The 17,516-nt window shown below is 56.9% G+C and carries 12 protein-coding genes; 8 read left to right on the top strand and 4 right to left on the bottom strand.

What is annotated here, in order from left to right; translation table 11 throughout:
- The first annotated feature begins 53 nt into the window (after nucleotides 1–53).
- Nucleotides 54–815: an SDR family NAD(P)-dependent oxidoreductase gene (locus tag PZA18_RS05965; RefSeq protein ID WP_284099892.1), complete on the top strand. Its 762-nt coding sequence runs from the start codon at nucleotides 54–56 to the stop codon at nucleotides 813–815.
- Nucleotides 816–914: 99 nt separating this feature from the next.
- Entirely contained in the window at nucleotides 915–1,784 is an 870-nt protein-coding gene (locus PZA18_RS05960) for an alpha/beta hydrolase family protein (protein ID WP_284099891.1), read from the top strand.
- A 125-nt stretch (nucleotides 1,785–1,909) separates the two neighbouring features.
- Here PZA18_RS05960 and PZA18_RS05955 read toward each other — a convergent pair whose 3' ends face one another.
- Complete coding sequence (locus PZA18_RS05955) at nucleotides 1,910–2,602, bottom strand: DUF4214 domain-containing protein (protein ID WP_284099890.1); 693 nt, start codon at nucleotides 2,600–2,602, stop codon at nucleotides 1,910–1,912.
- A 663-nt stretch (nucleotides 2,603–3,265) separates the two neighbouring features.
- Between PZA18_RS05955 and PZA18_RS05950 the strand changes: the two genes are divergently transcribed.
- Complete coding sequence (locus tag PZA18_RS05950; RefSeq protein WP_284099889.1) at nucleotides 3,266–3,709, top strand: ricin-type beta-trefoil lectin domain protein; 444 nt, start codon at nucleotides 3,266–3,268, stop codon at nucleotides 3,707–3,709.
- Nucleotides 3,710–3,824: 115 nt separating this feature from the next.
- Here the strand turns inward: PZA18_RS05950 and PZA18_RS05945 are convergent, their stop codons facing one another.
- The gene (locus PZA18_RS05945) at nucleotides 3,825–4,850 is read right to left on the bottom strand and encodes a LacI family DNA-binding transcriptional regulator (protein ID WP_284099888.1); all 1,026 of its coding nucleotides are present in this window, start codon (nucleotides 4,848–4,850) and stop codon (nucleotides 3,825–3,827) included.
- A gap of 424 nt (nucleotides 4,851–5,274) precedes the next feature.
- Here PZA18_RS05945 and PZA18_RS05940 point away from each other — a divergent pair, with 424 nt between their 5' ends.
- Together PZA18_RS05940 and PZA18_RS05935 are read left to right on the top strand one after the other, a co-directional pair.
- Nucleotides 5,275–6,594 (top strand): tetratricopeptide repeat protein, encoded by a 1,320-nt coding sequence (locus tag PZA18_RS05940; RefSeq protein WP_284099887.1) that lies wholly within the window; start codon nucleotides 5,275–5,277, stop codon nucleotides 6,592–6,594.
- 216 nt (nucleotides 6,595–6,810) lie between these two features.
- Entirely contained in the window at nucleotides 6,811–8,826 is a 2,016-nt protein-coding gene (locus PZA18_RS05935; protein WP_284099886.1) for a methyl-accepting chemotaxis protein, read from the top strand.
- 504 nt (nucleotides 8,827–9,330) lie between these two features.
- On the opposite strand, the gene PZA18_RS05930 is transcribed toward PZA18_RS05935, so the two are convergent.
- On the bottom strand, nucleotides 9,331–9,837 hold the full coding sequence (locus tag PZA18_RS05930; protein WP_284099885.1) for a GNAT family N-acetyltransferase: 507 nt from the start codon (nucleotides 9,835–9,837) through the stop codon (nucleotides 9,331–9,333).
- 68 nt (nucleotides 9,838–9,905) lie between these two features.
- On the bottom strand, nucleotides 9,906–11,225 hold the full coding sequence (locus PZA18_RS05925) for a phytase (RefSeq protein ID WP_284099884.1): 1,320 nt from the start codon (nucleotides 11,223–11,225) through the stop codon (nucleotides 9,906–9,908).
- 656 nt (nucleotides 11,226–11,881) lie between these two features.
- On the opposite strand from PZA18_RS05925, the gene PZA18_RS05920 reads away from it, so the two are divergent.
- The 3 genes from PZA18_RS05920 to PZA18_RS05910 all read left to right on the top strand — a co-directional run bounded on the left by PZA18_RS05920 (nucleotide 11,882) and on the right by PZA18_RS05910 (nucleotide 17,487).
- On the top strand, nucleotides 11,882–14,530 hold the full coding sequence (locus tag PZA18_RS05920; RefSeq protein ID WP_284099883.1) for a collagenase: 2,649 nt from the start codon (nucleotides 11,882–11,884) through the stop codon (nucleotides 14,528–14,530).
- 324 nt (nucleotides 14,531–14,854) lie between these two features.
- A complete protein-coding gene (locus PZA18_RS05915) occupies nucleotides 14,855–15,835 on the top strand; it encodes a DUF2157 domain-containing protein (protein ID WP_284099882.1) in 981 nt (326 codons plus the stop codon).
- Nucleotides 15,832–17,487 carry a GDYXXLXY domain-containing protein gene (locus tag PZA18_RS05910; protein ID WP_284099881.1) on the top strand — a complete coding sequence of 552 codons (1,656 nt, stop codon included), beginning with the start codon at nucleotides 15,832–15,834 and terminating at the stop codon, nucleotides 17,485–17,487. Before PZA18_RS05915 ends, PZA18_RS05910 begins: the two co-directional genes overlap by 4 nt.
- Nucleotides 17,488–17,516: the final 29 nt, after the last annotated feature.

The raw sequence follows: 17,516 nt of genomic DNA, 5'->3' as shown, positions 1-17,516 counted from the left end.
TGCCAGAAGCGGCCACGCTGTTTAGCCAGTTCATTCTCAAAAGGAAATGCACGATGCAGATCGAAAACCAATCATTTGTTGTATCAGGGGGCGCATCCGGCCTTGGAGGCGCAGTAGTGCGCATGCTGAGCGCGGCAGGTGCCAAAGTGGTGATTGCCGACGTCAATGCCGCAGCCGGTGAGGCCCTGGCGCAAGAAGTCGGCGCGGTATTCGTCAGCACCAATGTCACCGACGAAGCCAGTGCCCAGGCCGCCATCGACACGGCTGTCGCCCGTCACGGCAAGCTCGACGGCTTGGTCAACTGCGCAGGCGTCGCCCCCGGTGAGCGCGTCGTTGGCCGCGAAGGTCCGCATCTGCTGGCCAATTTCCAACGCGTGATCGACATCAACCTGGTGGGTAGCTTCAATATGATGCGACTGGCGGCATACGCCATGTCGAAGAACACTCCGAACGCCGGCGGTGAGCGCGGCGTTGTCATCAATACCGCCTCGATTGCCGGTTATGAAGGCCAGATTGGACAAGCTGCCTATGCGGCATCGAAAGCCGGTGTAATCGGCATGACTCTGCCCGCCGCACGCGAGCTGGCCAAACTCGGCATTCGTGTCGTCACCATCGCCCCAGGCATCTTCAAGACACCGATGATGGCCAGCATGTCACAGGAAATTCAGGACTCACTCGGCGCGCAAACTCCCTTCCCGGCCCGCCTGGGCGAACCCGACGAATACGCAGCCTTGGTCCGCCACGTCTTCGAAAACGCCATGATCAACGGTGAAACCATCCGCCTGGATGGCGCCTTGCGCCTGGCTCCACGCTAGCCAAAATTCCCCGCAGACCCGGACCCCGTCACCACCTGACCGGGTTCGGGTTGTTGCCACACCCGCCGCATCTCAGCCCCATCCAACCAGGGAGTACCCATGCGCTGTCTGGCCTTAACCTTGCTGGCCGGTCTGGTTGCCTGCACCCCAGTCCGCCACTTCGATCCCCTCAGCCAAGACCCCGCACAACGTAGCACCTCGCATCCTGCCACGGCCAGAGACGTCCGCTTCGCAAGCCAAGGCGCCCAGTTAGCCGGGCGACTGTTTCTGGCTGATGGACCCGGACCACATCCAACTGTGATTCTGGCACGCGGCTTACCCGATGCCCTCGGCAGTCTGGATGTCGGTATGGCGTTGCGGCGAGCGGGTTTCAACGTGCTCAGTTTCAATTACCGTGGCTGCTGGGGCTCACCCGGCACATTTTCACTTCGACACTCCCTGCAAGACATCGAAGCCGCCGTTGGTTTTCTAAGAACCGCAGGTAACCAGCAGGAATACCGCATCGACCCGGAACGCCTGATGTTGCTGGGGCACAGCCTGGGTGGCCCTGCTGTGTTACGCGCTGCCGCCGCAGACGCCCGGATTCGCGGCGTAGCGCTGATTGATGGCACGGATATGCGAAGCGAAATAGAAGAGCTGCGCAAAGCACCACAGCCCTTCATGAACTGGCTGCAATCGCTGGGAATGGTGACAGTCGAGTCGGCCACGGCCTATGTCGATGAGATTCTGCACGACGCTGATTTCTGGTCGCCAACCGCTATTACCGACGCCCTTGCAGGCAAATCCTTGCTAATCATCGTCGCCAGTGAAGGCACCGGCGCTGAGCCACCACCCGGCCCCAGCCTGGCCGACCTCTATCGTGCCCGGAGCCGGGTCACCGACTACCGATTCGATACGGACCACGGGTTCAATGATCAGCGAATGACTTTGACACAGCGAGTGGTCGAGTGGGCAAAAGCGCATGAATGAGCCAATACAGATGGCTATTGGTTTGAAATGCCCCAACCATCAGAACCCCTAAAAAAACCGAAAATATCAATAAAAATGGCCAGCACCTTTTAATGCTGGCCATTTTTATTCATTCATTTACTCAATCAAAAGCAGATAAATCCGGATGATTGATAGCTTTCAAACCCATCAAAGACTCTAGTTCTTGGAAACTCCTGAATCCACGCCCCCTGAGAGTTGCAAACAAATTTGTTATAGACTCTGTATCTTGTTTTTTGGCAGAGCAAAACCTCGCGCCCCAGGAAATCTTTAGTCGTTCCTATCTGGCGTGGAAAATCATATTCAGGGAATGGCCAATACTCTTCCTTGGTTGCTCCGACCGCAGCGCCATTACAATTCACAGGCGGTGCGCCATTACAGTAAGTCGGCAATTGCGTCGTAATAAACTCCTGCGAATTGGTAAATGAGGCCGCAATGGCTGCCACAGAGGTTCCTGCATTCACTGCCGCAACAGCATTTGCCAAACCTTCCGGTTCCGCTTCACGATTCAGCACGGCACGATAGACCCGGCGAATGGCTTCAGTGGGGGTAAGATTGAAGCTCTTGAACTCTGCAGAGTCAAAGAACCCTCTGGCTACCTGACCAGCCTGCTCCTTAGTACAAAACCCGCTATTGATGAACTGGATATGGCTGGCAAATCCGCTTGGCTCGGGAGCGCGCCCCAGAGCCTGGCGATACATGCGGTCTACAAATGCTTCCTGCCCTGGTGTTGCTGCATGGGCAACAGATAAAACATTTAAACCAGATAGCATCATTAACGCAATAACACTTTTTTTCATATAAAATACTCTTAGTTTGTTTTAGATATTCCACCCTACCATCGGGCAGGCATTTACTTTTACATCATGGCAGCTGAATGTCCACCACCCAAAGGTGTCAATAACTGCGTTGCACAACCCGATATAGTTTGCTCGCATATAATCCAAATACTTGCAGACACATAGAAAAACCATCAATTATTTGATTCAATCCATTCCTGTGCTCATGGCCTTCCCGGATCCATGTCGGCACCGCAACACGCTCACCCCAATGCGTGTCTTCACTCACCATATATTTATCCATCCCTCACGAAATCGTGTACTGCATTTTGCTGCATCCGGGGCAAACCCAGCTTCAATGCTCCAGTCCACCAAAGCCTGATGAAACCTGGTGTCGTTAAGGCCCGTTAGCGTTTGCTTAGTGAGATTAGCGGTGATTATTTGACCCTATCAGACCCGTCATCGCATTCTGCAGCCACTGGATCGAGGCAGAGTCCGATGCAGCGATGGCGCTTAATACGCTGAGGCAATCAAGATTGTATTACCGAGTGAATAACTCGACTCGATCAGCCAAATAGCCACCATCGTTTCATTTGAATATCACTGACCTCTATATATCCGCCAATCGCTTTATCTTTATTTGCATAAGCGATGATTTTATTCACTCATTTCGAGAGCAAGCCAATGAGCAAGACTTCAAAATTCGCCCTGACCCTGGTAGCCGCCTGTCTGCTGGCCCCTGTATCGGCTTACGCTGATCAGATTCAAGCTATGGGCAAGTGCCTGGATGTCGATAACCAGATGACCGAAAACGGTACACGCATTCAACTGTGGGAATGCAATGGCACCAAGGCGCAGGCCTGGAACTTTGTTGCCAAGACCGGGGAAATCCGTGGTCTGGCAGGCAAGTGCCTGGATGTGGACAACGGCTCGACCGCTGATTTCACACGCGTCCAGCTTTGGGAATGTAACGGCACCAAGGCACAACGCTGGACACTGGCCAACGGTGAAATCCGGGGTCCGGGTGGCAAGTGCCTGGATATCGCTAACGGCGACGCCAGCGATGGTACGCAAATCCAGATCGTCAGCTGCAACGGCACCAGAGCACAGCGCTGGGCTTTCAAGTAAGCCTGTCTGTTTTGCCCTTGCCTCTTGCCAGGCACGGCAGACTTGCTCTGCCGTGCCTGGGTTCTGTTGACGTAAGGTTTACAGTCGCAAACCTTACGTCAACAGAACCTAGCATTCAGCGCCGCAATCGGCGTGTAGATTCCCGAATCACCAGCTGCAAGGGTGGCACTTCGAGTCTGGGCGTTTCGCCGTCGATCAACCTGACAATCGCTTTCGCCGCAAGGCTGCCCAGCTCGTGGCCGGGTAGGCGTACGGTCGTCAGTGGCGGGGTGGTGTAAGGCGCTACGGGCAAGTCACCAAAGCCCACCAGCGACATCTCATCCGGTATCCGCAGATTGCGCCGACGCAACGCCAGTTGCGCACCCAAGGCCAGCTGGTCGTCACCGGCAAACACTGCGGAGAAATCCAGCCGCGAATCCAGCAGACGCTGCATCGCCAGCATACCGCCAGCACCCTGCCCCTCCGCCCCCAGCACCAGACGCCGATCGAATTCCAAACCAGCTTGCCGCAGGGTTTGCTGATAACCATGCAGACAGGCCTGCGCTTCCGGGCTATCTCCCGCCGGGCCGATGTAAGCAATCCGCCGATGCCCCAGATCCAGCAGATGCTGCACTGCCATGCTCGCCCCTGCCGAGATATCCGCAACAACTGATTGCACATTGGGGGCCTGCAATTGACGCCCGATCAGACAGATCGGTGTTCGCAAGGCGTAGTCGCGCAACCGTTCATCTTCGACTTGTCCGGCAAGCAAGATCACGCCATCGACCTGGCGTGAAGCCAGCTGGCACAGCTGGGCATATTCGTGCCTGTCATCACCCTGCCGACTCACGAACAAAGGCCAATAGCCTTGATCAGCCAATGACTGTTCGATAGCGCGCAAGGCGTCGGCATACAGAGGGCTGGCGATGTCCGGCGCCAGCACGCCAATGCTCAGGGTACGGCCGCTGGCCAAGCCGCGCGCTACGGCATTCGGCTGGTAGTTCAAGCGGCGAATGGCCTGCTCAACCGCATCACGCTTGGCTTCGCTGACCCTGGCGGTACCATTGAGGATGCGCGACACCGTACTGGGTGAAACCCCGGCCTCGCGGGCGACGCGATCAAGGGTGACGACTTCGTCGCCATAACGGGTAGGTCTTTGCATCAGCTTTCTATATCTTCAGTGTTGGCGCCAGAGGTGGCGGCCGGCCCGGCATCGTAGTACGCCGACGGAATGCCAGGTTTCAGGCGGGCTTGAATCTGCCTTGACCTCACCTCAACAAACTTTCAGCCATCCTGAACTTTTTGAGGACGAGTCTGCCGATCTCTCGGAATGTCTGTTCGGCACTGCTGTGGGGGAATACCCAAAGCGCAGGGGACATTTCATTGCCGCTCAGACAGCGCCACGTCCACAGCACCCAGAATCGCCAAGCATGGTTCACACTTGCAGATATGCTGCCCAGGTTCTGCTGACGTCTGGTTTTCGGATCGCGCTTCGTCAGATCTGGGCCTGATGCAAGGCCGTAAGCGCGCCGCTTAGTTGTCCGATTCATGGCAGGGACGCCTGCCACCTTTGCTGGAGTGTTTCCATGGTTGCTGGAGCTGAAGGTATCCCCGAGCCGGACCAGTATGAAGTCCTGTCGCTGGCAGCGGCGCTGGCGCGTTTCACCCAGTTTGAGTTTGATGCGGAAGACTGGGACATCGACGACCATGATGCACTGGAGGTGGTATACCTGAGAGGGGATTACACGCTGGATAGCCGTTGGGATGAAGCACTGGCTTTCTCCCGGACAGGGCGATGCATCCTGCTGGTGGAAGGCAATTTACGGGTAAGCGATGGCACGAATTTCTCGCTGTGGGTAACAGGTGACGTTCATGCAGACGAGCTCTATCTGGAAGAGGAGAGCCTTCAGTGCATGGGAACGGTGCATGTCAAGTATTTCGCCCAGCTGTATGCCGATGACCATGAGGCCGTGCGAAGCAGCCCCCGCATCACGCTCAACACCCCATATCTATTCAGCTGGTTTTACAGCGTCAGCGATATCAAGCTATCCCGGGACACGCTGGTGTTTTTGCTGGCTAACTGGGATTACAGCCATCACAGCAGTTTGCCGGGTACAGTGATTCCGTGGCATGACGCCCGTTATGTACTGCGGGATGAGCATCAATACCTTATCGATGAAGACTGGCATGACTCCGCGTGCTGGGATCTCGGCGCCATCCGGCAGGCCTTGCTCAATGGAGAGTCCATCCTGCGGGAAGGCGTGACCGTTAAAGGTATTCAGACTTACCAGGCAGCTGCCGATGCCGAGCGAATGAATGACAAGCGGCTAGCGTGGCTGTATTACCGTGAGGCCGCGCAACTGGCCCCAGGGTATTACCCGGCCTGCTATGGCATGGGGCGCCGGATGAAAGATGTTGGCGCCGTCGAGCAGGCTCTGCCTTATCTGGAACGCGCTGCCACCCTGTACCCCCCTGTTCAGACCTGCCTGCTGAATGAAGCGGCCTTCGAGGCCATCATAACCGCCTGCTGGCTGGGGCTAGAGGAGCGAGCAGGAGATACGCTGGACCAGTACATTCTGTACAACCAGCACTACAAAATGCGCCGCGCCCGGGCCGAGGTCTTCCTGATGACCGGCTATCTGGAGGAAGCGAGACGGGATCTGGATGCGGTGCTGAAGATGGATGAGAACTACGGCACCGCCTTGTGGCTGCGCGGTCTGGTTGCCTGGAAAATGGGCAAGCATGATGAGGCGAACGAATGGCAGCGACGCGCCATAGCCCAACACGTGGTCTATGCCGCCAGCTACGAGACGCATCATTGCGCCGCGTTCCTGTGGGACAACAAGATAGTTGTGGACTGGGAAACGCTGGTGTTGAACGACGTGAAACCGGCGCACAACGGATAAAGAGGTTCAAACTTGCAGAATGCTGTCTATAGTAATTGAGTGCCTATTTCGCCCGGCCATTTGTAACCAGCTTGAAGCAATATCACCGGGCCGCCCGCTACCTGCATCGGTAGCCGGATTCGCATCAGCCCGCCGAAGCACCATAAACATTCAAAAAACTCGCTCACTGCCTCGGCTCGATGAAGAACTTTGATTGTCTTTGTTGGGAGAAGTCTCATGCGTGTTTATCGAAAACTGTCGATCGGCGGCAAGCTGATCTTTGGTCAGGCACTCACCCTGCTGGTAGCCATGTCACTGGCGACCTTGATTGCCTCGCAGCTCATCACCAATGCCTTCATGCATATCGCCAATGAGGAAGTCAGCGCCCTCAACCGGCTGGCGACCGATCTGACCAAGGCATACAACGACAGCCTGTCCGAGCAGTCGGCGCGCTTACTCTCCGTTCTGAAAGACAAACTCGGCCCGATCACGGTCGATGCCGGCAATGTGGTCAAAGTGGGCGAGCATGAAACCCCCAGCCTGCAGGCCAATGGCGAAGTGCAGAACCTCAACTTCGCCAAGGTAGATGCCTTTACGCAGATCACAGGCAGCACTGCCACCATTTTTGTGCGCAAGGGCGAGGACTTCGTTCGGGTGGCCACGTCGGTGAAGAAAGAAAATGGTGATCGTGCTGTTGGCACCATCCTCGCTCACGATCACCCAGCCTATCCCTTGTTGCTACGCGGGGACAGCTACATCGGCAAAGCCAGATTGTTTGGGCGCGACTATATGACAGGCTACGAGCCGGTCAAAGACGATGCGGGCAAAGTGGTAGCGGCCCGCTACATTGGCCTTGATTTTACGGAGGGGCTAAAAGCCCTGAAGAGCAAGCTGGGGGCACTGCGTATCGGCCAGAGCGGCTATGTATTCGCCATCGACAGCAGCACCAAGTCTGCCGGCACGGTGGTTTTGCACCCAGGCACCGAAGGGGAAGTGATCAAAGACGCCAAAGACGCCGATGGCTTCGCCTACATCAGCGAGATTCTGAGCAAACCCGAAGGCAAACTCGAATATCACGACCCGAAGCTCGGCAACACGCTGGCAGCATGGTCATCCTTGCCTGAATGGAACTGGCGCATCGTCGTGGTGGGTGTCAAAGACGAATTTCTGGCTGGCGCCCGCCATGTGCAGCTGGTTTTGATCGGCGGCACGGTAGCTTTACTGTTGCTGCTGAGCAGCCTGCTCTGGCTAACCATCCGCAGCACCGTCAGCAAGCCGCTGTCCGAGGCCGTCTACGCCGCGCGCAAGCTGGCCGATGGCGACTTTACCTATCGCCCCAAGCCGCATAGCGAAGATGAAGCCGGCGCCTTGTTGATGGCGATTTCTGAAACGTCCGGCCGCCTCGCCACCGTTTTGCAGGGTATGGTCGATTCATCGCTGCAGGTAGCCGAAGACGCCACCCAGCTCGCACAGACATCCGATCAGGTAGCCACCGCATCGCGGGCGCAGAAAGATGCTTCGGCCACCACTGCGGCTGCAGTTCAGCAGGTTGCCGTCAGCATCAGCATGGTAGCCGACCACGCCAGCGATGCCGCCGAGGCTTCCGCCCAAGGTCTGAGCGGCACGCGCGCCGGGCAGGAAGGACTGCATGCCATGAGCGATGCCATGGCTGCTCTGAACCGCGATGTGCAGGAAATCGCCAGCAGCGTGCGGGCTTTTGTGGATAGCACCAACCAGATCGCCACCTTCACCGGGCAAGTGAAGAATCTGGCCGAACAGACCAATCTGCTGGCCCTCAACGCGGCCATCGAGGCCGCCCGCGCTGGCGAGCAAGGCCGGGGTTTTGCCGTGGTGGCCGATGAAGTACGGCAATTAGCTGAAAAATCCGGCACCTCTGCCGGCCAGATCAGCGCTGTCACCGAGCAGATTGCCAGCCAGTCACGCTCGGTAGCGGCAGTGGTCACACGGGGGCTCAACTCGCTCAATGAAAGCCAGCATGCCCTGAAGGAGCTCAGCTCGATTCTGGAAGAGGCTGCCGGCGCGGTTACCCAATCCAGCAGCGGGGTTGAGCAGATCTTTTCGTCCGTCCGTGAGCAAAGCAAGGCCAACGAGGAAATTGCCAAGAATGTCGAGCGCATTGCCGCCATGGCAGACGAAAACGACCTCGCCACCCGCGAAGTCGCCACCGCCGCTGCGCATCTATCAAATCTGGCCAAGCAGCTATCCGGGTTTACGGCGAGGTTTTCTTTTTAAGCCTCAACCCGTTATTGCTACACATCAAACCAAAGCAAAAGCGGCTCAATCGAGCCGCTTTTTATTGAAATGTGCCACACAAGCGATTTCACCGATTGCCTGGGCCAACCCTAAATAGTGGCAATCTTCCAGGCTCTGTTGGTGTTTTGTTTCCGGTCGCGCTGGGCCGAGTTTTGGGGCTGGGCGAGGCCGAGTAAGTGCCGTTTAGCGAGCTAAATAAGCGATCCCACCTCACGACCCCGGCCTTGCGTGGCTATTGCCGCAAAGGGGCTTACAGCCACGGCGTCCCCCTTGCAGGGAAAAAGGGTTTCGTCGGATTTGGGCCTGCTGCTGCGTTGACGGCCAGGCTGTTGGCTTGCAACGCAAGCCTTATAGCCTGTGCGCTCAGATGGGAAATCGCATGGCTTACCCTAGGCGGCGCGTTTTTCTCCTTGCATCAGGCCCAAATCCGACGAAACGCGATCCGAAAACAAAATTGCAACAGCGCTCAGGTCCTTTTGCCGATCAACCTGGGTGGCGATAGACATGCCAGGGCGAGCCTCTGAACTCCACGGTCTTTTCATGGGTAGCTCCTACCGCCAGCGCCAGCCGGATCGAGGGTTCGTTCTCGGCGTTGATAAAACTGATCGGTGCCTTGCCCAGATGCTGGCGGGCCGGCGCCTGCACCGCCCGGACGGCCTCCGACGCGTAGCCCCTACCCCAAAACTGTCTCGCCAACGCCCATTTGATCTCCGGCTCCGGCCAATCATTGGGATACCAAAGCCCTACTGCTCCCGCCACCTTGCCAGTACTCCGTTCAACGACCGCGTAAGGCCCATATCCACGTAGCGTCCAATGCCCCACCATGCTGCTCATGGCGCGCCAGCTTTCGCCCTCGGTCAGCGCCCGACGGAAGGTGAAGCGGGTGCATTCAGCATCGCTGTAGTGATCATGCAGACCCACCCAATCGTCGTGCTTGAACTGGCGCAGGAGCAATCGTGAGGTATCAAGCTGTAACGGAAAGTCGATCATGGCGGAGGCCCCCCAAGGGCACTTGATGGTGAAAGGCAACAGAGCCTATGCCCTGTTGCCAAGCCAGATCAAGGGTTGCGTGGATCGTAGTTGCTGTCGGTACTCAGCGCCTTTGAAAAGCTATTGGCCACCCGCTGCCACGGCGTGAATTTCAGGTTGGTGGCCTTTACCGTGCCATCGAGATGATTGAGATCATCGTTATACCCGTCCTGCGTGATCAGCACCCCGAACGGGAAACCGGGCAATGCCACGGTCGAAATATCTGCCCCATCGCTTTCCTGCACCGCATCAATGCCCAGGCCACGATTGGCCCCGATCGAGAAGCTGCCTATCGGTGCGTTATCACCCTCGCGCATAAACACGGCAAAGGTGTTGTCCAGGCCCGGCGTCGGGTTGGGTACTTTGCCATGCGCCTTGCCCTGGCTGGATGCCAGCAAATATCCACGCCCGTCGCGACCGTACCAGATGGTCAGACCCTCGACATCGCGGGCGATCCGGCTGTGGGGATCAAACGTCCGGGTCTCGTAAAACGGCTTGCCCTCTGCGACGCCAGTCTTCAGATTGACACGCCAGATGCCGACATCTTCCTGGCCGGCATACAGAATACCAGTCTGCTGGTCCACAACCATGCCTTCAAACTGTGGACTGAAATCCTTCTGCGGGTCGGTTTCGCTCTTCTGAGTCAGATCCTGGCCCTTGTACTGGTAGGCAAACTGCCACTTCTTCACCGGCCGGGCGCTGACCGTATTGTCGGGACGTGCCACCAGCTCCCACTGGTCGATGATGGCTTCATTATTCTGGTTGACCAGCGCATAAAGCCGGTCATTGCTCCGGTCGCGCCAGAGCGCCAAACCATAGGCCGTATTTTTGCCATCCTCTGCATTCGCCACGGTCTTGCTGCGATCGTCGGGGTTGGGACGGGTGGGAAACAGGCGGCTGATCTCCGGAGACGTCACATTCACCAAGGGGCCACGGGGGTCATCGCGATCAATCTTGTAAATCGCCAGACGGTCTTGGCGGCGATCGCTGAATACCGCCAGATCTACCCGTCTGCCGTTCAGATTGAAGTTGTACTGCACATCAACATTATTAAAGCGATTAAGCGGTTTGCCCTTGCTATCCACACCCGGCACAAACTGTTGCAGGGCTTTGCCTTCCAGATCGTATACCCGCCAGCCACCTTCCTTGGCCGCCGCAATCACCATGCTGCGCTGACGTTCGGCAGCCACCCATACAGCCGGATCATCCATATCAGACGGTGCCGCCTCATTGGGTGTCTCGACACTAGCGACCAGCGGCTCAGGTGTGGTGGGCTCGGTACTAATCTTGCAGGCAGTCAGCCCCAGGCTGGACAACAAAACAACTATCAGAAGCAAACGGTTAGACATGAAAAACCTTGAGAGAAGAGTTGAGTTAAGGCGGACCTGTGCGGCCAACCAGCCGGAAACCTGGCAGGAGCAGCCTTCAGAGGCGGCATAGCGTAACGCTGCCATGTGACCAAACCGTTGCAAAAAAGTGCACCTGCACGCCCAACTGCTTGCAGTTTCCATTCACGATCCGCAGGACAAGCATCTACCAGATCGCCGTAAACCTTGCAAAAAGCTTACAAGTCAAACTGCCCAACAACATACCTAACCCAATGATTCAAATAAAAATATTCTTAAACTTCAAAAATGCAATATGCATATAATGCTTGACAATAATGACAATAAAATAAAATATGGCGACTCGCTCTTTTATGACGATATTGTTCTACACAACCATCCTGCAGGCTCCCGGCGCCGCCCAGAAAGGCGAGAAGACCAGATCGAGTCAGGCTTTGATGGCGCTGCTGTCCAATCAGGGAATCAGCGCGCCAGCATAGCCGGGTCATGGATGGATTTGTAAGGACCACCAGAACACTGCAGCGGGGCGTGGATGATACGTCACCAGCAAACAGGTATCTGACTGGCCCTTTAGACGGAGAGGTCGCAGTGCAATGACGTCTAGTAAATGCAGGATCAATATCGTGTCGTTTATTTAAACTTGACACAGAGATTCTCCCATGCAAGCAACTTTCAGTCCCCAAAGTATTGCCCGTATATTTGCCATCGCCACGTTTCTTTCTGGCGCAGCGCATGCCGATATGGCATTACCGAAAAATGCCAGAATTAAACCCAGGCCAGAAATTACCAGCCACGCAGAAGATCATGCTCAGGAACATGCTGGGAATGTTTTTCAGCGCCAGCGCGAGCAAATGGCATTTACCGCCAGCAAATGCAGCCCGGATGCCCTGACCGCTTATCGTGGTGCTCAGCTGGTTGAAAAAGTAAAAACTTCTGATTGCTCACGCGCCTTATTCAACGTCAGTGCGGCCACTGCCAACTATTTGTTCAGTGAAGAACAAATGATGACGATGGCGAGTGAATTCCGTAATCTGGCCCGTAATTACGATGGCAGCAATAGCGATAATATTCTCGATATTCAGGAATACCTGCGAGCGGGTTATTACTATCGCGCAACCAATAACCCCCAAGGCAATGCCACGTTCAGCGAGACTTTGAAACTCGAAATTCGTGCGGGTCTTGATCGCTTATTTGCCTCTTATGGTTCACGCGCCGTCACCTGGCAAAATGGTGACGTGATGCAAAGTGCCTACAAACTGATTTCGCATACCAAGGACTACGGCTATTTCATGCCAACCCTCAAGGCAAAGCTGAATGATGCCCGAGGTGAATTCGTACAAAAGAATGGCACGGCCGCCGCGATCTATGAGCTGCTCAGGCTATTTGATGGCCTTTATTACTACGACAAGGCCGGCACCGCAGCCCTGCGCCGTGATACCTCCTATCTCTACGCCGCCAACGACTTTTACAACGCCAATAGCAAGCTGATTGGCACCCAGAACGAATATGTCTTATCCGCTGCCATGGGCGTTATTGCCGGCATGCTCGAATTCCCGGAATTGAAAACCCATGCCCGGCCTTTAGTCAGAAAAGCCTTGTCTGAAACCGCACTATTTGGTCGAGGGGAATCCATCTGGTTATATGCCGCACGTAAAATCAAAGAGAATGATGGCGACAATTGTAATTACTATGGTACTTGTAATGCCAAGGAGAAGTGGGAAGCCGCCGTATTGACCTCCTCTCGCCAATGCAGCCCCACCATTAAAATCAAGTCTCAGGGATATTCTCAATCCGACCTGGCTTTGGCTTGTCAGTTACTGGAAGATGAGCACAAGCTGTTTGGATATTCGCTATTCGGCAATAAAGACCCGCGCAATAATAATGCCATCCCTACCAAATACGATGGTGGCCTGGAAGTCATTGCTTTCAAGAGCAAGTCGGAATATTCAAAATATGGCGGTGCAATTTACGCTATCGACACCAATAATGGCGGTATTACCATGGAAGGCGACCCATCGCAGCCTGGTAATATCCAGCGGTTTTATGCCTACCATAAAGATGGGCAGCCACTGATCTGGAATCTGAAACATGAATTCATTCACTATCTTGATAATATCTACAATATCGAGAACTATGGCAAAGCCTATTGGTCTGGCCAGCCGATTGTCTGGTGGATGGAAGGCATCGCCGAATATTTCTCGCATGAGAATGATTACCCCGAAGCAATTGCCGCAGCGCGTCTGAAAACCTATCCGCTCAGCACGATTTTCCGTAATACCTACGAAATGGCCGATTACCAGAGCCGTGCTTATAACTGGGGTTATCTCGCTATGCGCTTTATGTTCGAGCGTCACCGCGATGATGTCGAGCTGATGGCGCAGCATATGCGTGTCGGTAAGTACGACGAGTACGGCAAGGTGCTGTTCGAGAAAATCGGCACCCGTTACGACAACGAGTTCTACAGCTGGCTCGGCACGGTGGAAAACGGCGGCAGCTTTGCAGGCGCCCGCTACGCAGGCGGTCGGAACAACGGCAAGGGCGCCGGAAATGGCAACTCAGGAGGGGGCTCGACAGGCGGCAGCTCTGGGGGGGGCAGCGGAGGCAGCAGCGGTAACACCACATTCGACGCGAAGAAGCAGTATTTCAACAACGACCAGACCCAGCTCAATGGCAAGAGCTATACCTTGATCGTGCTGGTAGACGGGGTGCAGGCCGGCAATTACGGCCTGTATGGCTCGACGGTTGCTCCGGGCGGCAGCACTTTCCGCTCCACTGATGGCCGGGTGATGGCTTACTGGATCACCTCCGAGGCTGGCAAGGGAGGAACCGGCGGCAATACCACCCCCTCCAGCGTCAAGGCATTTGATGCCTACAGCCAGTACCGGCATGGTGATCAGGCCAGCTTCAGCGGCAAGATCTATGCGTTCAATGTGCGGGTCGATGGCACCATCAGCAATAGTTACGGCCTGTATGGCGGCTCCTGCTCGCCAGACCTGTGCGGTGCCGGCACCCCTTTCCGCACCAGCGATGGCCGGGTCAGCGCGTATTGGCAGGAGGTTGGCGGCACCGGCAGTAGCGGCAGCAACAGTGGTGGCAGCAAGCCCGCCAGCAGCTTCAGCGAATACCATCAATATTGGAATGGCTCGACAGCCACGCTTGATGGCCGCAGCTATAGCTTGAGTGTGTGGGTCGATGGCAAGTCGGTCAGCGACTATGGCCTGTATGGTGGCAGCTGCCATCCTGCCCGCTGCACCGAGTCGCGCCCCTGGGTATCGACCGATGGCCGCGCCAAGGCTTACTGGCGGTAATCGGCAAGCTCGTCAGTTCACGCAGCAGCAAGACACGGAAAAGCCGGCTTAACGCCGGCTTTTTTCATGGCTGGGCGATGGCGAGAGCCTCACCTTTCAAGCACGCCAGCGCGCCCGTCTGGCTTGCGCCGCACAAGTGGAGAGCTGCAATGGAGCCAGCTGCTGTGGCGTTACCCGGTCAGCTTTGGCCGGCAGGCAAGCATTGCTTACCCATCCTCTGATTACCGCAGATCAATACCGGGTTAACATGAACCCGTGACCGGCTGCCGGCAGCGCCTTCCAATGGCCCGCCAGACCGCCGGATTCTGACCATGGAGGCAGTGGATGTCTTTACGTACAGAGCTTTATCAAATTGCGGCCCGCCATCAGCTTGATGGCCCAACCCTGCAGCGTTTGCTACAACTAGGCGATCTGGAGACCGAACCTGCAGGGTTGGAGCACTGGCTGCCGCGTGGCATTGCCATCTTTGCTGCCGCATTGGGCGGCTTCGGGGTGATTTTGTGGATTGCCGCAAACTGGGAAACTTTTGGCCGCTTCGGACGCTTTGGCCTGCTGCAGACATTTGTGCTGGCTACCGGAATCGGCGCTTTGCTGCGCCCGGCTGGCCGTGCGCCACTGGGCTTGTTATCACTACTCGGCATCGGTGGGCTTTTCGCCTATTTTGGCCAAACCTACCAGACTGGCGCCGACCCATGGCAGCTGTTTGCGCTCTGGGCGGCACTCGCCCTGCCGCTGTGTCTGGCCCTGCGCAGTGACGTGCTATGGGCGCCTTGGGCGCTGGTTGTCAGCACCGGGGTGTCATTATGGGTTCATGCCCATATCGGCCATCGCTGGCACTTTTCCACCGAAGATCTGCCCGCCCACACCGCCGGCTGGTTAGCCAGCCTGTTGCTGGTATTGTGGCTCGGCCCCTTGTGTCAACGCTTCAGCGGTGCGGGCGTCTGGTCGCTGCGAACGGCCATCACCCTATGCCTGGGCACCTTCAGCTTTCTGGCCCTGTGCGGGCTGTTCGATCATGATGTCTCCTTGCACTATTGGCTCGGCCTGATTGCCACCCTGCTGCTGGCAGCCGTCTCGGCCAGCCGGCAAGCTTTCGATATTTATGGCGTCAGCCTCGCCGCACTCAGCTTCAATACGCTTCTGGTCTGCGGCATCAGCCGGCTACTGCTTCATAACTCAGACAGCCACGACATTCTGGGCCACCTGATGCTGATCGGCCTGGTAGCAGCCGGCATGCTGGCCGCAACGGTGACGCTGGTGCTCAAACTCTACCGCCGCCACACTGCCGAGGAGCACGCCGCATGAAAGCCTCCCGCATTGACAGCATCCTCCGTAGCGCCATTCACCAGGGTCTGCTACCCGCCGAGGCCACCGAGCATGCACCGGATAGACGCCCCTGGCCGATCGTGTTGCTGATTGCCCTGGGCGCGTGGCTGGCTACGCTGCCGCTGCTGCTGGTAACCGGCGCCTTATTCGGTGACTTCATCACCCGCAGCGCAGGATCGTATCTGGTGGGTAGCCTGCTACTGGCCGGCACCATCACCCTGTTCCGCTCAAAAAACCTGCCGCTGTTCGTCGAGCAGCTCGCCGTACCCGGCTTGCTGGTCGGGGCAACCACCTTCTGCTTCGGCTTGTATCGCGACCTGCCCGACCAGGCTGCCTCGGCCATGATGGTCGTGATTGCCATCACGGTGGCAGCCTTGGTCAAACGTCCCTGGTTACAAACCATCCTGGGGGCGACCGCCGCAGTCTTCGGCACCATGACCGCCCTACCCCTGCACTGGTTTGACTACCGGCAAGATCATCTGCTGATCTTCTGGCTGGCGTGGCATGCCGGCTTTGTTGCCTGGGTCATCAGTCAGTACGTGCTGCGGCATGTCCTCGAACGAGACGGGTATGCCGAAGCGGCTGGCACACTCGATGCCTTTGCCAGTGGCTGGTTGCTGACAGTCCTGCTCGGTTTGTCGATGTGGTCGGGAATGACCTTCCTGCTGGGAGGAAGCCTTGCGAACAACGAAGTCGTCGCCCTGGGACGCGAAATCTATCGCTACGTCTTTCCGGAAGAATGGACAGGCTACGCGACACGCCTGAGTTCGCTCGGCATCTGCCTGGCAGCCTTTGTCCAGACCAGCCAGCGCTGGCCCAGCCTGCGTCAGCCCTGGCTGGCTGGCGTCGCGGCCATCCTGGCTGGATTCAGCTGGCTATTGCCGGCCTTGGGTGCGGTGTTGTTTGGGTTAGCGCATTGCCTAAGCACCAAGCGGTGGCGACTGGCCATTGCGGCAGGGCTGGCCTGCGCCTGGATCATCGGCAGCTTTTACTATCAGTTATCCCTCCCCCTAGCGACCAAGGCCGCCATTCTGACGGGTGCCGCTGTTGTGCTAGGCGCACTGATCGGGTGGGCGCATCGCAGTTCCAGCAAGGTTCGAGCCCTGGGCCCAGCACACTCGCAGCCAAAGCGCTCGCCAGCCACCCTCCTTGGCGTTGGCGCCAGCCTGGGGTTGACCTTACTGGTCGCCAACATCGGTATCTGGCAAAAAGAAGACATCATCCGGACCGGTCAACCGGTCTATGTGGCGCTTGCCCCGGTTGATCCGCGCTCGCTGATGCAAGGCGACTACATGGCGCTGCGTTTTCGCTTACCGCCAGATGCGGAAAATCAACTGCGGCGTTTGCTGACAGACCAACGCCCCCACGCGATTGCCCGTCTGGATGCGCAGGGCGTTGCAGAACTGCTGCGTGTCACGAATACAGACACGCCGTTGCAGGCCGGAGAGATCGCGATTGAACTCAGCCCCAAACATGGCGAATGGGTATTGGTCACCGATGCCTGGTACTTCAAGGAGGGAGAAGCAGAGCGTTGGGCCAATGCCCGCTATGGCGAATTCCGGGTCAGGCCGGACGGTAAAGCACTATTGGTCGGATTGGCCGACGCGCAGCTAAAAGCCATACAGCCATAGGCTCAGTTGGGTTTTGTTTCCGGTCGCGC

It is taken from the genome of Parachitinimonas caeni, from assembly GCF_030129945.1.
GTDB lineage: Bacteria > Pseudomonadota > Gammaproteobacteria > Burkholderiales > Chitinimonadaceae > Parachitinimonas > Parachitinimonas caeni.
Note: the sequence above shows the minus strand (reverse complement) of the source record. Positions and strands in the feature narration are given on the sequence as shown.

Coding starts and splice junctions, on each gene's coding strand:
- PZA18_RS05930 (WP_284099885.1), bottom strand. CDS start 9,837: ATGATCGACTTTCCGTTACAGCTTGATACCTCACGATTGCTCCTGCGC.
- PZA18_RS05940 (WP_284099887.1), top strand. CDS start 5,275: ATGGTTGCTGGAGCTGAAGGTATCCCCGAGCCGGACCAGTATGAAGTC.
- PZA18_RS05935 (WP_284099886.1), top strand. CDS start 6,811: ATGCGTGTTTATCGAAAACTGTCGATCGGCGGCAAGCTGATCTTTGGT.
- PZA18_RS05945 (WP_284099888.1), bottom strand. CDS start 4,850: ATGCAAAGACCTACCCGTTATGGCGACGAAGTCGTCACCCTTGATCGC.
- PZA18_RS05960 (WP_284099891.1), top strand. CDS start 915: ATGCGCTGTCTGGCCTTAACCTTGCTGGCCGGTCTGGTTGCCTGCACC.
- PZA18_RS05915 (WP_284099882.1), top strand. CDS start 14,855: ATGTCTTTACGTACAGAGCTTTATCAAATTGCGGCCCGCCATCAGCTT.
- PZA18_RS05965 (WP_284099892.1), top strand. CDS start 54: ATGCAGATCGAAAACCAATCATTTGTTGTATCAGGGGGCGCATCCGGC.
- PZA18_RS05910 (WP_284099881.1), top strand. CDS start 15,832: ATGAAAGCCTCCCGCATTGACAGCATCCTCCGTAGCGCCATTCACCAG.
- PZA18_RS05925 (WP_284099884.1), bottom strand. CDS start 11,225: ATGTCTAACCGTTTGCTTCTGATAGTTGTTTTGTTGTCCAGCCTGGGG.
- PZA18_RS05950 (WP_284099889.1), top strand. CDS start 3,266: ATGAGCAAGACTTCAAAATTCGCCCTGACCCTGGTAGCCGCCTGTCTG.
- PZA18_RS05955 (WP_284099890.1), bottom strand. CDS start 2,602: ATGAAAAAAAGTGTTATTGCGTTAATGATGCTATCTGGTTTAAATGTT.
- PZA18_RS05920 (WP_284099883.1), top strand. CDS start 11,882: ATGCAAGCAACTTTCAGTCCCCAAAGTATTGCCCGTATATTTGCCATC.